General features: G+C 73.3%; 18 protein-coding genes and 1 pseudogene. 12 read left to right on the forward strand and 7 right to left on the reverse strand.

All coding sequences use genetic code 11. The features are described from left to right. Positions 1-75: 75 nt before the first annotated feature. The gene (locus tag ACZ516_RS02830; RefSeq protein WP_469008173.1) at positions 76-1,245 is read right to left on the reverse strand and encodes a steroid 3-ketoacyl-CoA thiolase; all 1,170 of its coding nucleotides are present in this window, start codon (positions 1,243-1,245) and stop codon (positions 76-78) included. Between the two features lie 252 nt (positions 1,246-1,497). Between ACZ516_RS02830 and ACZ516_RS02835 the strand changes: the two genes are divergently transcribed. Continuing rightward, positions 1,498-2,742: a cytochrome P450 gene (locus tag ACZ516_RS02835; protein ID WP_469008175.1), complete on the forward strand. Its 1,245-nt coding sequence runs from the start codon at positions 1,498-1,500 to the stop codon at positions 2,740-2,742. A gap of 99 nt (positions 2,743-2,841) precedes the next feature. Continuing rightward, positions 2,842-4,464 carry a hypothetical protein gene (locus ACZ516_RS02840; RefSeq protein WP_469008704.1) on the forward strand — a complete coding sequence of 541 codons (1,623 nt, stop codon included), beginning with the start codon at positions 2,842-2,844 and terminating at the stop codon, positions 4,462-4,464. Here ACZ516_RS02840 and ACZ516_RS02845 read toward each other — a convergent pair. Next, positions 4,418-6,475, reverse strand: coding sequence for a bifunctional glycosyltransferase 87/phosphatase PAP2 family protein (locus ACZ516_RS02845; protein ID WP_469008177.1), 2,058 nt, complete (start codon positions 6,473-6,475; stop codon positions 4,418-4,420). The two genes, ACZ516_RS02840 and ACZ516_RS02845, sit on opposite strands and share 47 nt — an antisense overlap. 325 nt (positions 6,476-6,800) lie before the next feature. On the opposite strand from ACZ516_RS02845, the gene proP reads away from it, so the two are divergent. Both proP and ACZ516_RS02855 read left to right on the forward strand, forming a co-directional pair. Continuing rightward, positions 6,801-8,318: a glycine betaine/L-proline transporter ProP gene (proP, locus tag ACZ516_RS02850; RefSeq protein WP_467464798.1), complete on the forward strand. Its 1,518-nt coding sequence runs from the start codon at positions 6,801-6,803 to the stop codon at positions 8,316-8,318. 134 nt (positions 8,319-8,452) lie between these two features. Next, a complete protein-coding gene (locus ACZ516_RS02855; RefSeq protein ID WP_361080802.1) occupies positions 8,453-9,145 on the forward strand; it encodes an O-methyltransferase in 693 nt (230 codons plus the stop codon). Between the two features lie 45 nt (positions 9,146-9,190). On the opposite strand, the gene ACZ516_RS02860 is transcribed toward ACZ516_RS02855, so the two are convergent. Then, entirely contained in the window at positions 9,191-9,583 is a 393-nt protein-coding gene (locus ACZ516_RS02860; RefSeq protein ID WP_469008180.1) for a hypothetical protein, read from the reverse strand. 246 nt (positions 9,584-9,829) lie between these two features. Here ACZ516_RS02860 and ACZ516_RS02865 point away from each other — a divergent pair, with 246 nt between their 5' ends. The 4 genes and pseudogenes from ACZ516_RS02865 to ACZ516_RS02880 all read left to right on the forward strand — a co-directional run bounded on the left by ACZ516_RS02865 (position 9,830) and on the right by ACZ516_RS02880 (position 11,874). Next, positions 9,830-10,468, forward strand: a complete 639-nt coding sequence (locus ACZ516_RS02865) for a hypothetical protein (RefSeq protein ID WP_469008182.1) — start codon at positions 9,830-9,832, stop codon at positions 10,466-10,468. 61 nt (positions 10,469-10,529) lie between these two features. Beyond that, positions 10,530-10,853 (forward strand): annotated as a pseudogene (locus tag ACZ516_RS02870) (hypothetical protein); the annotation flags it as partial. 31 nt (positions 10,854-10,884) lie between these two features. Further along, positions 10,885-11,211 carry an antibiotic biosynthesis monooxygenase family protein gene (locus ACZ516_RS02875; protein WP_030777828.1) on the forward strand — a complete coding sequence of 109 codons (327 nt, stop codon included), beginning with the start codon at positions 10,885-10,887 and terminating at the stop codon, positions 11,209-11,211. Positions 11,212-11,286: 75 nt separating this feature from the next. Then, entirely contained in the window at positions 11,287-11,874 is a 588-nt protein-coding gene (locus ACZ516_RS02880) for a GNAT family N-acetyltransferase (protein WP_469008184.1), read from the forward strand. Here the strand turns inward: ACZ516_RS02880 and ACZ516_RS02885 are convergent. Beyond that, a complete protein-coding gene (locus tag ACZ516_RS02885) occupies positions 11,801-13,870 on the reverse strand; it encodes a DHA2 family efflux MFS transporter permease subunit (RefSeq protein WP_469008185.1) in 2,070 nt (689 codons plus the stop codon). The two genes, ACZ516_RS02880 and ACZ516_RS02885, sit on opposite strands and share 74 nt — an antisense overlap. A gap of 358 nt (positions 13,871-14,228) precedes the next feature. On the opposite strand from ACZ516_RS02885, the gene ACZ516_RS02890 reads away from it, so the two are divergent. Both ACZ516_RS02890 and ACZ516_RS02895 read left to right on the forward strand, forming a co-directional pair. Further along, positions 14,229-15,119: a peptidoglycan-binding domain-containing protein gene (locus ACZ516_RS02890; RefSeq protein ID WP_469008187.1), complete on the forward strand. Its 891-nt coding sequence runs from the start codon at positions 14,229-14,231 to the stop codon at positions 15,117-15,119. A gap of 41 nt (positions 15,120-15,160) precedes the next feature. Beyond that, positions 15,161-16,534 carry an APC family permease gene (locus ACZ516_RS02895; protein WP_469008188.1) on the forward strand — a complete coding sequence of 458 codons (1,374 nt, stop codon included), beginning with the start codon at positions 15,161-15,163 and terminating at the stop codon, positions 16,532-16,534. A 397-nt stretch (positions 16,535-16,931) separates the two neighbouring features. On the opposite strand, the gene ACZ516_RS02900 is transcribed toward ACZ516_RS02895, so the two are convergent. The 3 genes from ACZ516_RS02900 to ACZ516_RS02910 form a co-directional block, all read right to left on the reverse strand. Further along, positions 16,932-17,630 (reverse strand): tectonin domain-containing protein, encoded by a 699-nt coding sequence (locus tag ACZ516_RS02900; protein ID WP_358701632.1) that lies wholly within the window; start codon positions 17,628-17,630, stop codon positions 16,932-16,934. A 268-nt stretch (positions 17,631-17,898) separates the two neighbouring features. Then, positions 17,899-18,573 (reverse strand): HAD family hydrolase, encoded by a 675-nt coding sequence (locus ACZ516_RS02905; protein ID WP_361080815.1) that lies wholly within the window; start codon positions 18,571-18,573, stop codon positions 17,899-17,901. A gap of 245 nt (positions 18,574-18,818) precedes the next feature. Beyond that, complete coding sequence (locus ACZ516_RS02910; RefSeq protein WP_358581745.1) at positions 18,819-19,397, reverse strand: TMEM165/GDT1 family protein; 579 nt, start codon at positions 19,395-19,397, stop codon at positions 18,819-18,821. 496 nt (positions 19,398-19,893) lie between these two features. Between ACZ516_RS02910 and ACZ516_RS02915 the strand changes: the two genes are divergently transcribed. Continuing rightward, on the forward strand, positions 19,894-20,544 hold the full coding sequence (locus ACZ516_RS02915; RefSeq protein ID WP_358700356.1) for an HNH endonuclease family protein: 651 nt from the start codon (positions 19,894-19,896) through the stop codon (positions 20,542-20,544). 89 nt (positions 20,545-20,633) lie between these two features. Then, positions 20,634-22,301, forward strand: a complete 1,668-nt coding sequence (locus ACZ516_RS02920) for an alkaline phosphatase D family protein (RefSeq protein WP_469008191.1) — start codon at positions 20,634-20,636, stop codon at positions 22,299-22,301. The last annotated feature ends 20 nt before the right edge of the window (positions 22,302-22,321 follow it).

The raw sequence follows: 22,321 nt of genomic DNA on the forward strand, positions 1-22,321 counted from the left end.
CGGACGGGCTGGATATTCACGCCGGGCAGGTTGGATATCTCCAGCCCGTCCGGCGTCTGCCGTTTCCCGGATCTTCTACAGGCGTTGGATGATGGTCGCCGTGGCCAGGGCGCCGCCCGCGCACATGGTGATCAGGGCGAACTCCTTGTCGCGGCGCTCCAGTTCGTGCAGGGCCGTCGTGATGAGCCGCGCTCCCGTCGCTCCCACGGGGTGGCCCAGCGCGATCGCGCCGCCGTTGACGTTGACCTTCTCCAGGTCCTGGTCGAAGACCTGCGCCCAGCTGAGCACCACGGAGGCGAACGCCTCGTTGATCTCCACCAGGTCGATGTCCTTCAGGGACATCCCCGCCTTGCCGAGCACCGCGCGCGTCGCGTCGATCGGACCGTCCAGGTGGAGGTGCGGGTCGGCGCCGACCAGCGCCTGGGCGACGATCCGGGCCCGCGGCCTGAGCTTCAGGGCGCGGGCCATCCGCTTGGACGCCCACATGAGGGCCGCCGCGCCGTCGGAGATCTGCGAGGAGTTGCCGGCCGTGTGCACCGCGGTCGGCATGATCGGCTTGAGGCCCGCGAGCGCCTCCGTCGTCGTGTCGCGCAGCCCCTCGTCGCGGTCGACGAGCCGCCACATGCCCTGCCCGGCGGCCTGCTCCTCCTCCGTGGTCGGCACCTGGACGGCGAACGTCTCGCGCTTGAAGCGCTCCTCGGCCCAGGCGGCGGCCGCCCGCTCCTGCGAGAGCAGGCCGAGACGGTCCACGTCCTCGCGGGTGAGGCCGCGCTTGCGGGCGATGCGCTCGGCGGCCTCGAACTGGTTGGGCAGGTCGACGTTCCACTCGTCGGGGAACGGCTTGCCCGGACCGTGCTTGGAGCCGGAGCCGAGCGGCACCCGCGACATGGCCTCGACCCCGCAGCTGATCCCGACGTCGATGACCCCGGCGGCGACCATGTTGGCGACCAGGTGGCTCGCCTGCTGCGAGGAGCCGCACTGGCAGTCCACCGTCGTCGCCGCCGTCTCGTACGGAAGCCCCATGGTGAGCCAGGCCGTGCGCGCGGGGTTCATGGACTGCTCCCCGGCGTGCGTCACCGTGCCGCCGACGATCTGTTCGACGCAGTCGGCGTGGATGCCGGTGCGCCCGAGGAGTTCGCGATAGGTCTCCCCGAGCAGATAGGCGGGGTGGAGGTTGGCGAGCGCGCCCGCGCGCTTGCCGATGGGGGTGCGTACGGCTTCGACGATGACAGGTTCCGCGGCCATGGGGCTGGTCCTCTCCGTCCATGTCCCGCGAGCCGTCCCGGCGCCTCGCGGGAGGAACTAGTACGCGTTCTAGTTCTCTCCAGCAGTCTGCTGAGCCGGACCCCGGCCCCGCAAGGGTCGTGCACCCACCTTGCGCGGCGGGCGCGCACAATCGGCCGCGTCATGGGCCTTGCCACTTGTGGAACCCGTTATTACCTTGCGGCGCAAGCCTCCTGATGGCCTGTCAGACCCATTCCATGCCGGGAGATGCCGATGCCCTGCCCAGCGCTGCCCGACGGGTTCGACTTCACCGACCCCGATCTGCTGCAAGAGCGCGTCCCCCTCCCGGAGTTCGCCCGGCTGCGGCAGAGCCAACCGGTGCGTTGGATCGCCCAGCGCCCGCGCGTCTCCGGGTTCGACGACGCCGGCTACTGGGCCGTCACGCGGCACGAGGACGTCAAGTACGTCTCCACCCATCCGGAGTTGTACTCCTCGACCCTGAACACCGCGGTCATCCGCTTCAACGAGTCGATCAGCCGCGACCAGATCGACGTCCAGAAGCTGATCATGCTCAACATGGACCCGCCCGAGCACACCCGGGTCCGGCAGATCGTGCAGCGCGGCTTCACGCCCCGCGCCATCCGCTCGCTGGAGGACACCCTGCGCCGGCGCGCCACCTCCATCGTGGCGGAGGCCCTGGAGAACGCCGGTCCCGACGGCGCCTTCGACTTCGTGACGAACGTCGCCGTGGAACTCCCGCTCCAGGCCATCGCCGAGCTGATCGGCGTGCCCCAGGAGGACCGCTCCAAGATCTTCGACTGGTCCAACAAGATGGCGGGATACGACGACCCGGAGTACGCCGTCACGGAGGAGATCGGCGCCGAGGCGGCGATGGAGATCGTCTCCTACGCGATGAACCTCGCCGCGGCCCGCAAGGAGTGCCCGGCCAAGGACATCGTCACCCAGCTGGTGGCGGCGGAGGACGAGGGGAACCTCGCCGGCGACGAGTTCGGCTTCTTCGTGATCCTGCTCGCGGTGGCCGGCAACGAGACCACCCGCAACGCCATCACCCACGGCATGCACGCCTTCCTCACCCACCCGGACCAGTGGGAGCTGTTCCTCCGCGAACGCCCCGCGACCACCGCCGAGGAGATCGTGCGCTGGGCCACGCCGGTGGTCGCCTTCCAGCGCACCGCGACCGAGGACACCGAGCTGGGCGGGGCCACGATCAGGCGCGGCGACCGCGTCGGCCTCTTCTACTCCTCCGCCAACCATGACCCCGACGTCTTCGCGGACCCCGGCGCGTTCGACATCACCCGCGACCCCAACCCGCACCTCGGCTTCGGCGGGGGCGGCCCGCACTACTGCCTCGGCAAGTCGCTCGCGGTCCTGGAGATCAACCTCATCTTCGACGCGATCGCCGACGCCATGCCCGGCCTGCGGCTGGCCGCCGCCCCGCGCCGGCTGCGCTCGGCCTGGCTGAACGGGGTCAAGGAACTTCGGGTCACCACCGGCTGACCGCCGCCGTTTCGCCCGACGGGGCCGACCTCTCCGTTGCGGGCCGCGTCCCGAGAGGTGAACCTTGCCTCTCCAGGACTTCGAACGGAAACGGTGGCCGTGGTCTTCGCCGACTTCTCGACCGTCCCGCCCGGCAGCGCGTCCACCGAGCGGAAGTCAGCCTTCCGTACCTTCCTGCGGCGGTACCGGGTGCCGCTGCTCGCCACCGCCCCCACCCTTCCCCTGTACGCGGTGTGGGCGGCGTTCCTGGCCACGGGCGGCGGCGACCTCGCCGCCCAGCAGGCGTGGGCGCGGTTCGCCGCCGAGCACGGCGCGAGCGCGTACAGCCTCTTCTGGTACGGCGGCATGCACACCGCCAACTACAGCCTGATCTCGCCCTATCTGATGGCCGCCGTCGGCGTGCGGACCGTGACGGTGCTCTCCGGGATCGCCGGCGCGTGGCTGGTCGCCGCGCTCATCGAACGCACCGGCGTCCGCAGGCCCCTGTGGCCGGCGGTCCTCGCCTCGCTCGGCGTGTGGTGCAACGTCGCCTCGGGGCGCACCACCTTCGCCCTCGGCACGGCCTTCGCCTTCGCGGCCTGCCTGGCGCTGGTGCGGGAGCGGCGCGCGGTCCTCGCCTCGGTCTGCGCGGCGCTCGCCACCATGGGTTCACCCGTGGCGGGCCTGTTCCTGCTGGTCGCGGGCGCCGGCTACCTGCTCGTGCGCGACGTCGGGCGTGCCGCGGCGCTCGCCGTGCCGCCGGTGGTGGTCGTCGCGGTCACCACCCTGCTCTTCCCGTTCGACGGCGAACAGCTGATGCCCTTCGACCGGATCTTCCCGCCCGTGCTGTTCGGCCTGGCCCTGGTCCTCGCGGCCCCCCGCGAGTGGCGGGTGCTGCGCCTGGGCGCGGGCGTGTACGCGGCCGGGACCGTGCTCGCGTACCTCATCCCCTCGCCCATCGGCACGAACGTGGAGCGCCTCGCGGAGCTGGTCGGCCCCGCCGTGCTGCTCGCGGCCCTGCTCGTGCCGGGCCGCGACCTGCTGCGGCGGGCCGCGCTGGCCGTGGCGCTGGTGCTCTGCTCGGGCTGGCTGGTCCAGAAGACGTACGACGATCTGGTGGTGTCCACGAAGGTGCCCGGCTGGGCGGCCGACACCCGGGGCGTCGTGCGGGCGCTGGAGCGCCTGGGCGCCGACCGGACGCGCGTGGAGGTGGTCCCGGCCCGCAACCACCGCGAGGCCACCGCCCTCGCCCCCTACGTGCACATGGCGCGCGGCTGGAACCGCCAGCTGGACATCCGGCGCGGCCGGCTCTTCTACGACGGGACGTTCTCGGCGGCCACCTACCGCGCGTGGCTCGACCGGTGGGCCGTCGGCTATGTGGTGCTGCCCGCGGGCAAGCCGGACGGGTTCGCCGAACAGGAGGCGGAGCTGGTGGCGAGCGGGCCCGCGTGGCTGAAGCCGGTGTGGGGGGACGGGCACTGGCGGGTCTTCCGGGTGCGGAAGCCGGTGCCGCTGGTGTCGGCGCCCGCCTCCGTGGTCCGCACCACGGGCTCGGACGTCGTCGTGCGGGTCCCCGAGCGCGGTTCGGTGACGGTGCGGCTCGTGTACTCGCCGTGGCTGCGGGCGCGGGGCGCCTGCCTGCGGCGGCAGGGTGAGTTCACCCGGCTCTCGGTGCCCGCGCCGGGCACCTACCGGATCACTTCGGGCTACGGTCCTTCGCCGCGTCCCTCGGCGTGCCGCTGACCGGGGCCGCCGCGCGGGCCGTCGGGGGCGGGCTCGCCCGGGGGCCCGAGAGGAGGTGGGTGAGGCCGAAGCCCGCGCCGACCACGGCCGCGCCGCCCACCGCGTCGAGCACCCAGTGGTTGCCGGTGCCCACGATCGCGCAGAGCGTGAGGAAGGGGTGCAGCAGGCCGAGCGCCTTCAGCCACCACCTGGACGCGAGGACCACGACGACCAGGCCGCACCACAGGGACCAGCCGAAGTGCAGCGAGGGCATCGCCGCGTACTGGTTGGTGAGGTCGGTCAGCGTGCCGTAGTTCGGCTTGGTGAAGTCCTGGACGCCGTGCACGGTGTCGATGAAGCCGAGGTCCGGCATCAGGCGCGGCGGGGCGAGCGGGTAGGCCCAGAAGCCGATGAGCGCGAGGACCGTCGCGAAGCCGAGCGCCGAGCGCGCCCAGCGGTACGCGGCGGGGCGGCGCGCGTACAGCGCGGCGAGGACGGCGAGCGGCACCACGAAGTGGAGCGACGTGTAGTAGAAGTCGAAGAAGTCCTCCAGCCACCCGGTGCGGGCGGTGAGGTGGTTGAACCGGCGCTCGACGTCGAGGGACAGGAACCGCTCGATGGCGTGGACCTGTTCGCCGTGGTATTCGGCGGTGGCCCGGCCGCCGGAGATGGTGCCCCCGGTCGCGGCGAGCCTGACCTGCTGGTACGCGGAGTAGCCGACGCGGATCAGGAGCAGTTCGAGGAGCAGGTTCGGGCGGGTCACCACGCGCCGCCAGAACGGCACCAGCGGCACCCGGCTCCAGCGGGCGGGCACCGGTTCGGCGTACTCGGTGGGGATCGGGTCCCGGTAGCGCGGGTGCGTGCGGGACAGGAACGGCACGGCGGTGGCGGCGGCGAGCGCCGTGAGCAGCACGACGTTGTCGCGGATCGGCTGGGTGGCCGGCAGGTTCGGCAGCATCATCGTGGCGGGCAGCGTCGAGACGAGCACGACGGTCACGGGCCACACGTACCGGTCACAGCGGCGGCTGCCGACGCGGCCGACCACCGCGAGGAGCACCCACAGCAGCTGGTGGCGCCAGGTCGTCGGGGACACGGCGACGACCACGCAGCCGGTGACGGCGACGGCCAGGAGCAGCTGCCCGTCCTCGGCACAGCGCACGGCGCGGCGCAGCCCGAGGTGGGCGACGGCCGCGCCCAGGGTCAGGAAGAGCCCTGTCTCCAGGGGGCCTTGGAGGCCGAAGCGCAGCAACATGCCGTGCAGCGACTGGTTGGCGCCCGCGTCCGGGCTCGCGCCGAGGCCCGCTCCCGCGAGGTGATGGACCCAGTACGCCCATGAGTCCGCCGGCATCGCTGCCCACGCGAGGGCCGTGCAGGCGGCGAAGGTGAGGCCGGTGGAGGCCGCGGCCTTCTCGCGGCCGGTGCACCACAGCAGCACGGCGAAGAGCAGCATCGTGGGCTGCAGCGCCGCGCCGGCGCCGATCAGGGCCCCGCCGGCCCGCTCGCCGCGCACGGCGAAGAAGCCGAGCAGCACCAGCAGGACCGGCAGGATGCTCGTCTGGCCCAGGTGCAGGGTGTTGCGCACGGGGAGGGAGAGGATCAGCAGGCTGATGGCCACGGGGGCGGCGAGCAGCGAGGTGCGCCGCGAGACGGGCGGCGGCAGCGCGCGGGCGGCGACCAGACCGAGGACGACGACGAGTCCGAGCGTGCCGAAGGTCCAGGCCCAGCCGAGCGCCTGCTCCCCCGGGCTGGCGAGCGGTTTGAGGACGAGCCCGGCGAAGGGGGTGCCGGTGAACCGGTCCGCGTCGTACAGGGAGCCTGCGACGTGCAGGACGCCGTCCGGTCCCAGCCAGGTCTCCAGGTCGATGAGACGTTCACCCCTCGGGGTGCCCAGGACATCGGCCACCTGGCGGATCGCGAGGACGGCGGCGATCAGCCACAGGGCCGCGCGGAGCGCGCCGATCCGCGCGCCGGGCTCGCCGGCCGACCCCGTCCGCACCGCGTTTCCGGGTCCGCCGTGCTCAACGTTCGCCACGCGCCGTCGGCCCTTCCGCCCCGTCCGTCCTGCCTGCGGTCCGATCCGTCATGCCCGCGACCCCGTCCGTGGAGAGCCGCGTCCCCTCTCGCGGGACGCGTGCGACCGCTCGTTCACCCGACGGCCACACCGCTTTCTATCGGCATTTATCGGTCATTCCCAACCACCATCCGGTGTGGTTCCGGTGGCGTGGTTCCGGGCCGGGCAGCGACATAGATCACAAGATCGGCGCTCGCCCGCTCCCGGAAGAAACGGCGTTTGACCTGCATAAGGGGCCTTTCCTCGCCCTCTGCGGTCGCCCGGCAGCCGTCCGTAATGATGGCTGATGCACCTATGGTCGCTTTTCGGGTCGCCCCGGGTAAGCGCGGGCGGCCCCGTCCTTGTCGTCGACCGAAAGCGGGCGAGCGAACCCTTGCCGAGCGCCACTCCCGTCGCACTCCGGAAGCCCGAGTCCGCACCGGGGACCGTCCCCCCGCCCGCCGCCGGCGGCGTCACCGTCACCGACCCCGCGATGGTCAGGCGCGCGGTGAAGGCGGCCGCCCTCGGCAACGCGATGGAGTGGTTCGACTTCGGCGTCTACAGCTACATCGCCGTGACGCTGGGCAAGGTCTTCTTCCCCTCGGGCAACCCCACGGCCCAGCTGCTCTCCACCTTCGGCGCGTTCGCCGCGGCCTTCCTGATCCGACCGCTCGGCGGCATGGTCTTCGGCCCGCTGGGCGACCGGGTGGGCCGCCAGAAGGTCCTCGCCCTCACCATGATCATGATGGCGGCGGGCACGTTCGCGATCGGCCTGATCCCCTCCTACGCGACCATCGGCGTCTGGGCGCCGGTGCTGCTCCTGCTCGCCCGGCTGGTGCAGGGCTTCTCCACGGGCGGCGAGTACGCGGGTGCCTCCACGTTCATCGCGGAGTACTCCCCCGACAAGAAGCGCGGCTTCCTCGGCAGCTGGCTGGAGTTCGGCACGCTCGCCGGCTACATCGGCGGCGCCGGCCTGGTCACCCTGATGACGGCGCTGATGTCGTCGCAGGACCTGCTGGCCTGGGGCTGGCGCATCCCGTTCCTGATCGCGGGCCCGATGGGCCTGATCGGCCTCTACCTGCGGATGCGGCTCGAGGAGACGCCGGCGTTCGCCGCCGAGCTGGAGAAGGCCCACCAGGACGAGCAGGCCCGCGCGAAGGTCCGGCTGCGCGACATGGTGACGGGCCAGTGGAAGGCCCTCCTCCTGTGCATGGGCCTGGTCCTGGTCTTCAACGTCACCGACTACATGCTGCTCTCCTACATGCCGAGCTATCTGACCAGCGAGCTGAAGTACGACGAGACGCACGGGCTGCTCGTCATCCTCGGCGTCATGGCGCTGATGATGTGCGCCCAGCCGTTCGTCGGCGCGCTGAGCGACCGGGTGGGCCGCCGCCCGGTCATCGCCACGGGCTGCGCGGGCTTCCTCCTGCTCTCCGTCCCCGCGCTGCTGCTGATCCGCGAGGGCTCGCTGTGGGCGATCGGCCTCGGCCTCGGCGCCCTCGGCCTGCTCCTGGTCTGCTTCACGGCCGCGATGCCCGCGACGCTCCCGGCCCTCTTCCCCACCAAGGTCCGCTACGGCTCGCTCTCCATCGGCTTCAACATCTCCGTCTCGGTCTTCGGCGGCACGACGCCGCTGGTGGTGACGGCACTGATCGGAGCGACGGGCGACACGATGATGCCCGCGTACTACATGATGGCGGCGGCCGTCATCGGCGGGATCGCCGTCTGGTACCTGACGGAATCAGCGGGCAAGCCCCTGCCGGGCTCCCCGCCGGCGGTGGAAGGCCCCGGTGACCGGGCAGGTTTCAGCACCTCCGGCGTTTGAGGAGCGGGGTCCGGGGCGCAGCCCCGGCAGCCGGGCCGAGCACGGACGGCACCGACACCGACACCGACACCGATCAGGCAAGGCGCCCCCTGCCGCGGGACTAACCGGCGGGGCCGGTGGGAACGTACGCCCTCATGAGCCCCCAGCCCCAGCCCCCGCAGCCGTGGACCTCCGTCGACGACTACTTCTCCGACCTCCTCGCCCCGTCAGACGAGGCCCTCACCGCCGCCCTCCGCGACAGCGACACCGCGGGCCTGCCGCAGATCAACGTGACCCCGAACCAGGGCAAGCTGCTCCACCTCCTGGCACGGACACAGGGCGCCCGCCGCATCCTGGAGATCGGCACCCTCGGCGGCTACAGCACCATCTGGCTGGCCCGCGCCCTGCCCGCCGACGGCCGCCTGATCACCCTGGAGTACAAGCCCGAGCACGCGGAGGTGGCCCGCGCCAACCTCGCCCGCGCCGGGCTCGACAAGGTCACCGAGGTCCGCGTCGGCCCCGCCCTGGACTCGCTCGCCGCGCTCGGCGCCGCGCACGCCGAGCAGCCCGCGCCCTTCGACTTCGTCTTCATCGACGCCGACAAGGCCAACAACCCGCACTACGTGGAGTGGTCGCTCGAACTGACCCGCCCCGGCAGCCTCATCGTCCTCGACAACGTCGTGCGCGGCGGCGCCGTCACCGACGCCGACGACCCGGACCCGGCCGTGCGCGGCACCCGCGCCGCGCTCGACCTCATGGCACGGCACCCGAAGCTGAGCGCGACGGCGGTGCAGACCGTGGGCGCCAAGGGGTACGACGGCTTCGCGCTGGCCCGCGTACTGGACTGACCCCGCTCCGCCCTCCACCGGGAGAGGCCTTCTGCCGGGACCGGCTCAACCCTCGTGGTAGAAGCCGACGTTGACGCTCCGCGGCCCGGACCTCTCCTGGACGAGCACCTCGCCCGAGCCGCCCCGGGGAAGCGGCGCCGCCCCTCCGTACGCGAGGGGCCGCGCCGCGCCCCCGGACACCACCCGCACCTCGGAGGCGGGGTCGGGGTGCGAGCCGCGCAGCCAGGTCACCGACCAGGCCCCGTCGGCTCCGCAGCGGAACTCCAGGTGCGTACGGGAGACGAACAGCCAGTCGTCCGGCGTCACCAGCCGGCACGCGCTCGCGTCGCGCCCCACCCGCAGCACCGCGCCCGGCTCGCTCGGCGCCTCGGCCATGAGCATGCCCGCGGTCGCGCCCGCGTCCGCCCCGGAGACCGAGGCCATCGTCAGCTCCAGCACGTGTGTACGCTCCTTCGACTCGGGGCGGCGCGAGCGCCGTCGCTCCACGCGCGCTGCGGCATTTTAGGGCGCTCCCGGGGGCGGACGCACGGGCTTGCGGGACGACGGAGGGCCAAGGCCCGGCGGGCCGGGTCGGTCAAGCCCCGTTTGACGGCGCGCTTACGGGCAACCCGGTCCGAGGACAGGTGCGGGGGCGGCGTGCGGCCCCGCATCGCAAGGCCCACCCCCCGGGAAGGCACCCCATATATGTCCACAGTCATGATCATCATCCTGATCGCGGTGGTCGTCGTCATCGCCGCCGCCGCGCTCGTCCTGCTGAACCGCAAACGCAACGCGGGCGGCGGGCAGAGCCTCAAGCGCCGTTTCGGTCCCGAGTACGACCGCGCGGTCGCCCGGCACGACGGTGACACCAAAGCGGCCGAGCGCGACCTGGGCGAGCGGGTGAAGCGCCACGGCTCCCTCCAGGTACGGCCGTTGGAGCCCGCGGCGCGCGAGCAGTACTCCGCCCGCTGGAACCACGCCCAGGAGCGGTTCGTCGACTCCCCGCGCGAGGCCGTCGCCGAGGCGGACCGGCTCATCGCCGAACTGGCCGGAGCCCGCGGCTTCCCCGACGCCGGCCACTACGAGGACCAGGTGGACGCCCTCTCCGTGCACCACGCCACCCACGTCCACGGCTACCGCAAGGTGCACCGCGCGGCGCTCGGCACGGACACCGCCGAGGGCGGCGCCGACACCGAGCAGCTGCGCGAGGCCATGGTCGAGGCGCGGGCGCTCTTCGACGCCCTGGTCACGGACCGCACCGAGCACTCCGGCGCCCACTTCGGCAAGCACACGGCCGACAAGCACTCCGGCGGCATCACCCGAAAGGGAGTCCAGCATGGCTGACACGACGACACTGTTCCCGGCCGAGGAACGCGACAAGCTGACCCTGCGTCTGCAGAACGCCGTCAACGGCTTCGTCGACGGCCCGCGCGGCTCCGTCGAGGAGGTCGACCACGTCCTGGAGGAGGCCATCGCCCATCTCACGGACACCCTCGCGGAACGCCGCCGCGTCCTGCGCTCCGCCTGGCAGACCACCCCCGCCCGCTCCACGGCGGACGCGGACGGCGGCGCGCCCCCGGCCGCCGGGATGGCCCCGGGCGGCGCCCTGGCCACCGAGGGCACCGGCGCCCACACCCCCGCCCCCGAGGCCTCGACCACCGACACCGAGCAGCTGCGCCTGGCCCTGCGCGACTACCGCGAGACGGCCGAGCGCCTGCTGCGGCTCTGACGTCACCGGCACCGTACGGCAGGATGGCCGCATGAGCATCGTGAAGATCAACGCCCTGACCGTCCCCGAGGAACAGCGCGAGGTCCTGGAGAAGCGCTTCGCGTCCCGCGCGGGCGCGGTGGAGAACTCCGACGGCTTCGAGTGGTTCGAACTGCTGCGCCCCATCGAGGGCACCGACCAGTACCTCGTCTACACCCGCTGGCGCGACGAGGCCTCCTTCCAGGCGTGGATGGAGGGCCCCATGAAGGCCGCGCACCAGGGCGGCGGCGAGGGTGGCGGCGAGCGCCCGAAGCCCGCCGCCTCCGGGTCCACGGTGTGGTCCTTCGAGGTCGTCCAGCAGGCCGCGCCCAAGAGCTGACCCCGTACGGCACGACGGCGCCCCGTGAGCAATCCGCTTGCGGGGCGCCGCTCTTGTGCCCCGAGAATGACCCCCATGACCGCAACCCCCGCCCGCTCCGCCTCCTGGACCGTCACCCCCGAGGCGTACGACGCGCCCGTGGCCGCCGCGCTCTGGCGCGCGTACTACGCGGAGGTCAGCGACCGCTGGTATCTGCGCCACGACGGGCGCCGCACCGACCCCCGGGAGCTGGAGCGCGGGATCGCCGCCGAGACGGGGGCCGATCTCGCGCCGCCGGGCGGGGTGCTGCTGGTCGCGCGGTACGGCGGCGAGGCCGTCGGCACGGCGGGCGTACGGCTCCTGGAGGCGGGGACCGCCGAGCTGCAGCGGGTCTTCCTGCGGGCGGACGCGCGGGGCAGGGGCGGCGCCCCGGTCCTGCTGGCCGCCGCCGAGGACGCGGCCCGCGCCCTCGGCGCCCGGCGGATCGTCCTGGACACCCGCACCGACCTGGTGGAGGCCCGCGCGCTGTACGCGCGGCACGGCTACGCGGAGACCGCGCCCTACGAGGAGCGGCCGTACGCCGAGCACTGGTACGGCAAGGACCTCGTCCCTACACCGCCCGCAGGCGGCGCGTGGCCCCGTCGTGCGGGCGCTCCGACTCCGAGCCGCACAGCTCCGCGCTGAGCTGCTCGACCAGCTGGACCAGATCGGTCGGACGGCGCGGGTCCCACCAGTCGCCGAGCAGCTCGGACAGGGACTCCTCGCGGGCCTTGGCCAGGTGTGCGGCGACCTCGCGGCCCTCGTCGGTCAGCCGCATCTCCAGGCCCCGTCGTTCGGCGAGGCGCCGCTCCTCCACCTGGCGGGCGGCGGCCGTGATGACACTCAGCGGCACGGTGGTGCGTTCGGCGAGCACGGCGGGTTCGACGGTGCCGTGCCGGGCGATGCGCAGGAGGAGCCAGCCGGCGGCGGGCAGCAGGTCGTAGCCCGCGCGGGCGGTGATCCGCTCGTAGATCTCCCGGCGGCCCTCCCGCGTCCCGAGCACCGACAGGGCGCGCGCCACCTCGTCGTACGACGAGCGTTCGACGGGGTTGCTCGCGAGCGTCTGCGTCGTGTCGGGCGCGGTGACCGAGCCCCGCAGCTTGTCCTCGCGCAGGAACCAGGCGAGGACGAAGGCGGCCAGCGCAACCGGTGCCGCGTACAGGAAGACGTCCGTGATCGAGGAGGCGTACGCGTGCAGGGCGCTCGGCCGCAGTTCGGCGGGGAGGCGTGCGATGCCGCGCGGGTCGGCCTCCAGGGTGCTCACGCCGACGCCGGGCGGCAGCTGCTGTCCGGCAAGGGCGTCGGTGAGCTTGTCGCCGAGGCGGTTGGTGAAGATCGTGCCGAAGATCGCGACGCCGAAGGAGGCGCCGATCGAGCGGAAGAAGGTCGCGCCGGAGGTGGCGACGCCGAGGTCCTCGTAGCCGACCGCGTTCTGCACGATGAGCACGAGGACCTGCATGACCAGGCCGAGTCCGAGGCCGAAGACGAAGAAGTACGCGCTCATCTCGCCGGTGGAGCTGTGCTCGTCGAGCCGGTGCAGCAGGAGCAGGCCGACCGTGGTGACGGCGGTGCCGACGACGGGGAAGACCTTCCAGCGGCCCGTGCGGCTGACGATCTGGCCGGAGGCGGTGGTCGACAGGAGCATGCCGGCCACCATCGGCAGCATGTGCACGCCCGACATGGTCGGTGAGACGCCCTGGACGACCTGGAGGAACGTCGGCAGGTAGGTCATCGCGCCGAACATCGCGAAGCCCACGACGAAGCTGATGACGGCGGAGAGCGTGAAGGTGCGCACGCGGAACAGCCGCAGCGGGAGCACCGGCTCCGCGGCCTTGCGCTCCACGGCCACGAAGGCCGCGGCGAGGACCGCGCCGAGCACGGCCAGGCCGATGATCCGCGGCGATCCCCACGCCCACGTGGTGCCGCCGAGGGAGGCGACGAGGACCAGGCAGGTGGCGACGGAGGCGATGAGGAACGTACCGAGGTAGTCGATGGTGTGCCGGGTGTCGCGCTTCGGGATGTGGAGGGTGGTGGCGATGACGAGGAGCGCGACCACGCCGATCGGCAGGTTGACGTAGAAGACCCAGCGCCAGCTCAGGTGCTCGGTGAACAGGCCGCCGAGCAGCGGCCCGAGGACGCTGGTCGCGCCGAAGACCGCGCCGAACAGTCCCTGGTACTTACCGCGTTCGCGGGGCGGCACGAGGTCTCCGACGATCGCCATGGACAACACCATGAGCCCGCCGCCGCCAAGGCCCTGGAGGGCCCGGAACCCGATGAGCTGGGGCATGTTCTGCGCCATGCCGCACAGCGCCGAACCGACCAGGAAGATCATGATCGCGGTGAGGAAGAGCCTCTTGCGGCCGTACTGGTCGCCGAGCTTGCCCCAGAGCGGGGTCGCGGCCGTCGCGGCCAGCATGTACGCGGTGACGACCCAGGACAGGTGGTCCATGCCGCCCAGCTCGCTGACGATGGTCGGCAGGGCGGTCGAGACGATGGTCTGGTCGAGGGCGGCGAGCAGCATGCCGAGCAGCAGCGCGCCGATGGAGACCAGCACGCCGCCGTGAGGATGCCCGTTCACCCCCGGCCCGTGCGCGGGGTCGGGGCCCGGCCCGGCCGGGCGGGCGCTGACGTCCTGCGTCATGGGCACCTCCTGGAGGTTCCTGGGTCGGCCCGGAGCTGAGGGCGCTCCCCCTCCATCGTGGTCCGTGTGACCGGTTATGGCCTGTTGAAGCCGGGCCCCGCGTACTTCGCTGGACTCCTCGGGCGGACGGGACGGACGGGGCGGACGGGGCAGCGAGGACTGGGGGACGACGATGACCGAACCGGACAGACGGCGGTGCCCCGGGTGCGGGGCCGTGCGGGAGCCCGGCGGGGCCTCGGTGTGCGGCTGCGGCGGCCTCGGGGGGCGGTGCCCCGGGTGCGGGGCCCTGCGAGGGCCCGGCGGGGCTTCGGTGTGCGGCTGCGGCGGCCTCGAGGGGCGGTGTCCCGGGTGCGGGGCCGTGCGGGGGCCCGGCGGGGCCTCGGTGTGCGGCTGTGCGGGGCGTGCGGGGGAGGACGTCCGGCGGGAGCGGGCCGCGCAGGCGGCGGTCGCCGAGGACTTCGATCCGCTGCGCATCCGCCCGTACGTGTCCCTGCCCGCCCCGCCCCCGCCGGGCACCGCCACCCTGCCGACCGCCGCCGCCGTGGGCCTGCCGTCCGCTCCCCGGGGCGCCAGGGACGGGGCCGGGTCCGCTGAACCCGGCGCGGGCGCGGCGAGCGGGGACGCCGAAGCCGGCGGCCCTAGGGCCGGGCGGGGACGGGCGTACGTCCTGGTCGGCGGGGCCTGCGCGGTGGCGGCCGTCACCGCTGCCGCCGTCTTCGCGACCGGGCTCTTCTCGTCGGCCGCCGACCGGCCGACCCGGAACCACGCGCTGCCCGACGCCCCGGCACCGGCCCTCGCCCACCCGACGGGGTCCACCCCGCCCGCCGCGAGGCGCCCCGCGTCCCCGCCCCGCACCCACGCGCCCTCCGCCGCCCCGCCGACCGCGCCGAAGCCGTCCGCCTCGCCCACCCGCTCGGGACCGCCGAGACAGTCGTCGCCGCCCGCGCCGCCTCCCTCCGCACCGCCCTCGACCCTGCGCGCCACGGGCTCCGTGGACACCACGGGGTCCGGCGGACCGGCCACCGGGACGACCCTGCGGGAGGGCGACACGGGCCCCGGGGTCAGGGAGCTGCAGGCCCGTCTGGCGCAGCTGCGCCTGTACGCGGGCGAGCCGGACGGCGCGTACACCCGGGCCGTCACCGCCGCCGTGCTGCGCTACCAGTGGGCCAGGGGCCTGGCCGCCGACCGGCCGGGCGAGTACGGCCCCCGGACGCGGCGCAGCCTGGAGGCGGAGACACGGGAGCCATAAGTCCCGTGGTCGAGGACGCCGCACCGGGTATACGGCTCTGCGTGAAAGATCCCCGCTCCACGCCGCAGGCGGCCACCGCCCCGACGGCGCTCAAGAAGGCCCTGACCACCCCGCTCCTGTACTTCTTCATCCTCGGCGACGTCCTCGGCGCGGGCGTGTACGTCCTCGTCGGCCAGATCGCGGCCGACTCCGGCGGCGCCGTATGGGTGCCGCTGGTCGTCGCGCTGTGCCTGGCGCTGCTGACGGCCGCCTCGTACGCCGAGCTCGTGACGAAATACCCCCGCGCGGGCGGCGCCTCCCACTACACGACGCTCGCGTACGGGCCCTTCGCGGGGTTCCTCGCCGGGTTCTGCATGCTCGCCGCCGGCATCGTCTCGGTGGCCGCGCTGGCCCGCGGCTTCGCCGGTGACTACCTGACGGAGTTCGTCTCCTTCCCCGTCGCCCTGGTCGTCGTGGTCTTCCTGGCGGCGCTGGCGCTGCTGAACGCCCGGGGCATCAGGGAGTCGACGCGGGCCAACGCCGTCGCCACGGTCGTCGAGGTGAGCGGGCTGCTCATCGTCATCGGGCTCGGCCTGTGGATCGTGCTGCGCGGTGACGGGGACCCGGGGAGGCTGACGCAGCTGGGCACCGACAGCCACGGGCCCGCGGCGGCGGTGCTGAGCGGTGCGGTGCTCGCGTACTACTCGTTCGTGGGGTTCGAGACGTCCGTCAACGTGGCCGAGGAGACGCGGGACCCACGGCGTTCGTATCCGAGGGCGCTGTTCGGTGCCCTCATCACGGCAGGCGCGGTGTACGCGCTGGTGGGGGCGGCGGCCGCGGCGGCCGTGCCGACCGGGAGGCTGGCGGAGTCCAGCGGGCCGCTGCTCGAAGTGGTCCGGGAGGCCGGCGGTGTCCCCACGTCGCTGTTCAGCGCCATCGCGCTGGTCGCGGTCGCCAACGGCGCGCTGCTCACCGGCATCATGTCCTCGCGGCTCGCGTTCGGCATGGCGCGGGACGGCCTGCTGCCGGGGTTCCTGACGAAGGTGCTGCCGGGGCGGCGCACGCCGTGGGCGTCGATCGCCGCCACGACGGCGCTGTCCCTGCTGCTCGCCCTGACCGGCGACGTGGCCACGCTGGCCTCGACGCTGGTGCTGCTGCTCCTGGTGGTCTTCTTCCTGGTCAACACCTCGGCCCTGGTACTGCGCCGACGCGCCGCAACCGCCGGGGGCGCCGGGAGCGCCGGGGGCGCCGGGGAGCAGCCTGTCGGGGACCACTTCAAGGCGCCGGTGGCGGTGCCGTTCCTCGGCGCGGTCTCCTGCGTGGCGCTGGCGACCCAAGTGGAGCGCGAGGTGTGGTTCCGGGGCCTGATCGTGCTCGCGGTCGGCGCGGTGTGCGGCGCCTTCGCAGCGGCCCGCCTCCGCCGCGCCGCCCGCTGAGGCACCCGGCCCCGGGGGGGCCAGTCCCCCGCCGTGACGCCGGGCAAGGCGCATGGCGGGGGGCGGGGCGCCGGCAAGGCGCATGGCGGGGGGGCGTGGCGGGGCGCCGGCAAGGCGTATGGCGGGGGGCGTGGCGGGACGCCCGGCCGGTCACCCGACGGCACGCCCGATGGGGGACGTGGCGGGACGCCCGACAAGGCGCATGACGGAGACGCCGGCCGGTCACCCGGCGGGAGGCATGGCGGACGCCCGGAAAGGCCTGGCGGGCCGCCCGCCGGGGCGCCCCAGGTAGACGCCCGGCCGACGCCCGCCAGGGCGCCCGGTGAAACGCCGGCCGGGGGCGTGGCGCAGCCCTGTGCCACGCCCCCCGCCTGGCGCTCTGGGCGGCGGGAGTCGGTCAGGCGGGCAGGTCACCGGTGTAGCGGTAGATGTTGCCCGCCGAGTTGACGCCCCAGACCGTGCCGTCCGCACCCGCACCGATGTCCGTGAGCGCACCCGGCACCTGCGCCCAGGGACTCGCGTCGTTGTTCGCGAAGCGGTAGATGTTCCCGCCCGCGTTCACTCCCCACACCGTGGTGCGGGAGCCGGCCGCGATGCCCTTCAGGCCGCCGCTGATCTGCTTCCAGTGGCCCGCTTCCTGGTCACCGGTGTAGCGGTAGATGTTGCCCGCCGAGTTGACGCCCCAGACCGTGCCGTCCGCACCCGCACCGATGTCGGTGAGCGCACCCGGCACCTGCGCCCACGGGCTGGCGTCGTTGTTGGTGTAGCGGTAGATGTTCCCCGCCGCGTTGACACCCCACACGTTGGTCCTCGACCCCACCGTGATCCGGACCAGGCCGCCGCTGATCTGCTTCCAGTGGCCGGACTCCTGGTCACCGGTGTAGCGGTAGATGTTGCCCGCGGAGTTGACGCCCCAGACCGTGCCGTCCGCACCCGCACCGATGTCGGTGAGCCCACCGGGCACCTGCGCCCACGGGCTGGCGTCGTTGTTGGTGTAGCGGTAGATGTTCCCCGCCGCGTTGACACCCCACACGTTGGTCCTGGACCCCACGGCGATCCGGACCAGGGCCCCGCTGATCTGCTTCCAGTCGGCCATGTGCCGACTCCTCTCGCTGGGAAGTGGTGCCAGGACGCTTCCACAGCGGAACGGTTCTTCTGTTGAGCGGATTTAATACGGCAGGGGACTCATTGTCCGTAAGAGTACGTTTACGGAGAGGGTCACCCGCCCCGACTGGGTCACCGGCGCCGCACCCGGTCATGGAGCGACGCGAATGATCGTCGCCCGTGTGGGTTACTCACCGGCGCCAGGTTGACGGCGGGAACGTCACGCCGTGGCCCGTCCGGTCACCGCCCCGGCCCCCGCGTCACCCGAACGTCAGCCGGAACGCCCCGTCCCCCGCATCCGCGACCCGCACCCGCGTCAGGTCCGCCACATGGACGGTCGGCTCCAGCGAGGCGGCGCGTGCGCCGACGCCCACCACGCGCATCCCGGCCGCCCGGCCCGCGAGGATGCCCGCCCGCGAGTCCTCGAAGACCACGCAGTCCGCCGGGTCGACCCCGAGCGCCGCCGCCCCCTTGAGGAACCCCTCGGGGTCCGGCTTGCTCGCGCCCACGCTCTCCGCGGTCACCCGCACCTCCGGCAGCGCCAGCCCCGCCGCGGCCATCCGACCGGTGGACAGCGGCACGTCGGCGGAGGTCACGAGCGCGTGCGGCAGGCGCAGCCGGGCCAGCGAGGCCAGGAACGCGGGCGCGCCGGGCACCGGCACGACGCCCTCCATGTCGGCGGTCTCCGCGGCGAGCATCTCGCGGTTCTCGGCGTGGTTGTCGGCCATGGGCCGGTCCGGCAGCAGCAGCGCCATGGAGGCGTACCCCTGCCGTCCGTGGACGACCTCGATGACCTCGCCGAAGTCGAGCCCGTGCCGCTCGGCCCAGCGCCGCCAGCAGCGCTCGACGACGGCGTCCGAGTTGACGAGGGTGCCGTCCATGTCGAGGAGGACGGCCCGGACGGTCAGTGCAGAGTCGGCGGTCGTGGCCGTCATCGACGTACTCCAGGGCGCAGAGGAAGATCCCGCGGGAAGAGCCGCCACGGGCCGGACCCGCGACGGGAGGATCAAGGCGGCCCCGCCCGCCGGTCAGGGAGTACGGGCGGAGCCACTTTGTTCCTGCACGGTACAAAACAAGCACGCCAAAAGCCAACGCCGCAGGTCAGATGGGCCAAGGTCGGCAAAACGGACCGCATCACGCAAGCGCACGGACCGAGGTCACGCAAGCGCACGGACCGACGTCACACAAGCGCCTCGTAGAGGCTCCACACGCCGAGGCCCAGCATCAGCAGCGCCGCGATCTTCGTGATGAGCGCCAGCGGAACCCGCTTCATCAGCGCCTTCCCGCCGACGATGCCGAGCCCGGCGACCGCCCACAGCGCGAGCACCGCGCCGAGGCCCACGGAGAGCGGGTCGTCGTAGCGGGCGGCCATGTTCGCGGTCATGATCTGCGTCAGATCGCCGAACTCGGCGACCAGGATGAGCATGAAGCCCGCCCCGGCGACCTTCCAGAAGCTCTGGTCCTCGGGCTGCCTGACCTCTTCCTCCTCACCGGCGCCCTTCAGCAGCAGCATCGCGGCGCCGCCGAGGAAGAGGACGCCGGTCAGGGCGTGGACCAGCTGCTGCGGCAGCAGGGTCAGCACACTGCCCGCCGCGACGGCGAGCACCACATGGACGGTGAAGGCGGCCGCGACCCCGGCGAAGACGTACGAGGCGCGGTAGCGCGTGCCGAGGACGAGGCCGGCCAGGGCCGTCTTGTCCGGCAGCTCGGCAAGGAAGACGACGCCGAAGACGAGTGCCGTCACGGTGATGCTGATCAAGGGTTCCTCAATCGGTCGGGGCCGCCCCACCGAGAGTGTTCCACCGCTTCGCGTACGACACCTCGGCACGGCAGCGCACACGGACGCGCACGGATGTGCGCGTCCGGGCACACGCGGTTCGCGCATGCCCGCACTGCTTGCCGAAGGTCTCGCTGGCCGGCCCAACGGGGCCTGCCTCCGGGCGCCGGCTCAGACGAGCTGAGCAGTATGTCGACGGTCCGGCGAAGAGCTACTCCCCTTCTGCGCCGTCCATCGTACGGGACGGCGCACGACACGCGGCCAGGGCCTTTCGGCCCGCGCCGGAGCGACGCCAAGTGACCTGGATCACTCGAACGCAACTCCCGCCCCACGCAATGCACATGACGGCGCGCCAGAACCATTGAACTTTCCACCTGATTGACGCGACCCTGTCATCAGACACACACCCCCCGGCCATCCCGCCCCACGAGCCTGGCCGCCCCACCGGTCAACGTCCCCCCACGTCAAGGGAGTTCACATGTCCTCTGTCTACGCGCGTCGACACCGCACGGCCGCCCTCGGCGCCACCGCCCTGCTGGCCTGCGCGGCCGTCCTCACCACCGGCACCCCCGCCCAGGCCGCTCCCCCCGAGCCGGTGAGCGCCGCCACCGCGCGCACCTACCTCGGCGAGCTGACCGTCAAGGCGGAAGGTTCCTCCGACGGCTACAGCCGGGACAAGTTCCCGCACTGGAGCACCCAGTCCGGCACGTGCAACACCCGCGAGGTCGTCCTCAAGCGCGACGGCACGAACGTCCAGCAGGACGCCGCCTGCGCGGCGGTCTCCGGCACCTGGAAGTCCCCCTACGACGGCGCCACCTGGACCGCCGCCTCCGACATCGACATCGACCACGTCGTGCCGCTCTCCGAGGCCTGGCGCTCCGGCGCCAGCGGCTGGACCACCGCGCAGCGCCAGGGCTTCGCCAACGACCTCTCCCAGCCGCAGCTGATCGCGGTCACCGACAACGTCAACCAGGCCAAGGGTGACCAGGACCCCGCCGAATGGATGCCGCCCACGGCCTCCTACCACTGCTTCTACGCCCGCATGTGGGTCGACGTGAAGCAGCACTACAAGCTCACGGTGGACCCCGCCGAGAAGAGCGCCCTGACCTCGATCCTCAGCGGCTGCTGAGCCCCTCGCCGGGCCGGACACCCCGGAATCGCCCCACCGGCCTCCGTCGTTCCGTACCGTACGGGGACGACGGAGGAGGGTGATCGCCTGTGGCACGGCTGCGGCTCGGTCCACTGCTGAGACATGTCGACGGCGCCTCGGCGACCGTCTGGGTCGAGACCGACGGGCCCTGCGCCGCCGAGGTGCGGTGCGCGGACGGCTCGCGCGGCTCCGCGCGCACCTTCCAGGTCGCGGGGCACCACTACGCCCTGATCCCGGTCACCGGGCTGACGCCGGGCACCGAGACGGCGTACGAGGTGCGGCTGGGCGGCGCCGAGGGTCCCGGGGACGGCGAGCACGTCGTCTGGCCCCTGCCCGACTCCCGCTTCCCCGCCAGCACCATCCGCACCCTCGCCGAGGACGGCACCGCCGAGCTGCGCGTCACCTTCGGCTCGTGCCGCTGGGCCGCGCCGCCGTCCGGCGGGGACGACCCCGTGGGGCCCGACGCGCTGGACACCCTCGCCACCCGCATCGCCGCCGACCCGACCGCCGCCCGCCCCGACGTCCTGCTGCTCCTCGGCGATCAGGTGTACGCCGACGAGACCTCCCAGGCGATCCGGCGCCGGCTCGCCGCGCGCAGGGACCTCTCCGAGCCGCCGGGCGCCCAGGTCGCCGACTACGAGGAGTACACCTACCTCTACTACGAGTCCTGGCTGGACCCGGAGGTGCGCTGGCTGCTGTCCACCGTGCCGAGTTGCATGATCTTCGACGACCACGACGTGATCGACGATTGGAACACCAGTGCGACCTGGGTGGCCGACATGCGGGCCACCCCCTGGTGGCGCGAGCGCATCCTGAGTGGCCTGATGTCGTACTGGGTCTACCAGCACCTCGGCAACCTGCGGCCGGCGGAACTGGAGAGCGACGACGTCTACGCCGCCGTCCGCGCCACGCCCGACGGCACGGACGCGCTGCGCGCCTTCGCCGCGGCCGCCGACGAGGATCCGGCCTCGACCCGCTGGAGCTACCGGCGGGACTTCGGGCGCGTACGCCTGTTGATGGTCGACACACGCGCGGCCCGCGTGCTGCGGGAGGACGAGCGCGCCATGCTGGACGCGGGCGAGGCGCGCTGGCTGCGCGAGCAGGCGGTGGAGGGCGCGGGCGGCTTCGACCACCTCCTCATCGGCTCGTCCCTGCCCTGGCTGCTGCCGCACCTCATCCACGACGCCGAGGGCTGGGCCTCGGCGCTGTGCCGGGGGGAGCGGGGCGAGCGCTGGGCCCGGTTCGGCGAGAACCTGCGCCGCCGCGCCGACCTGGAGCACTGGCCGGCCTTCCCGGCGTCCTTCGAGGCGCTGACCGCGCTGGTCGCCGAGGCGGGCACGGGCGAGGGCGCGCCCGCGACGGTGCTGGTGCTCTCCGGGGACGTCCACCACGCCTATGTCGCCGAGCCCGCCTGGCCCAAGGGCACCGGCCCCGACGCCCATGTCCTCCAGCTGACCTGCTCCCCCGTCCACAATTCCATCCCCACCTCGGTCACGCTCGGCTTCCGCTTCGGCTGGAGCCGCGTCGGCCGGGCGCTGGGCCGGCGTTTCGCGCGGCACGCCGACGTCACCCAGGCGGGCATCGACTGGCGGCGCACGGGCGGCCCCTGGTTCGGCAACCAGCTCATGACCCTGACCCTGCGCGGCCGCACCTGCCTCCTGCGCCTGGAGCAGGCCCGGCGGTCCCGCGGCGCCGAGGCCCGCCTGGAGACGACGGAGGAACGACGCCTGTCCTAGGGCCTGACTTCCGGATCTCG

The sequence above is a fragment of the Streptomyces sp. NPDC034037 genome, from assembly GCF_055575715.1.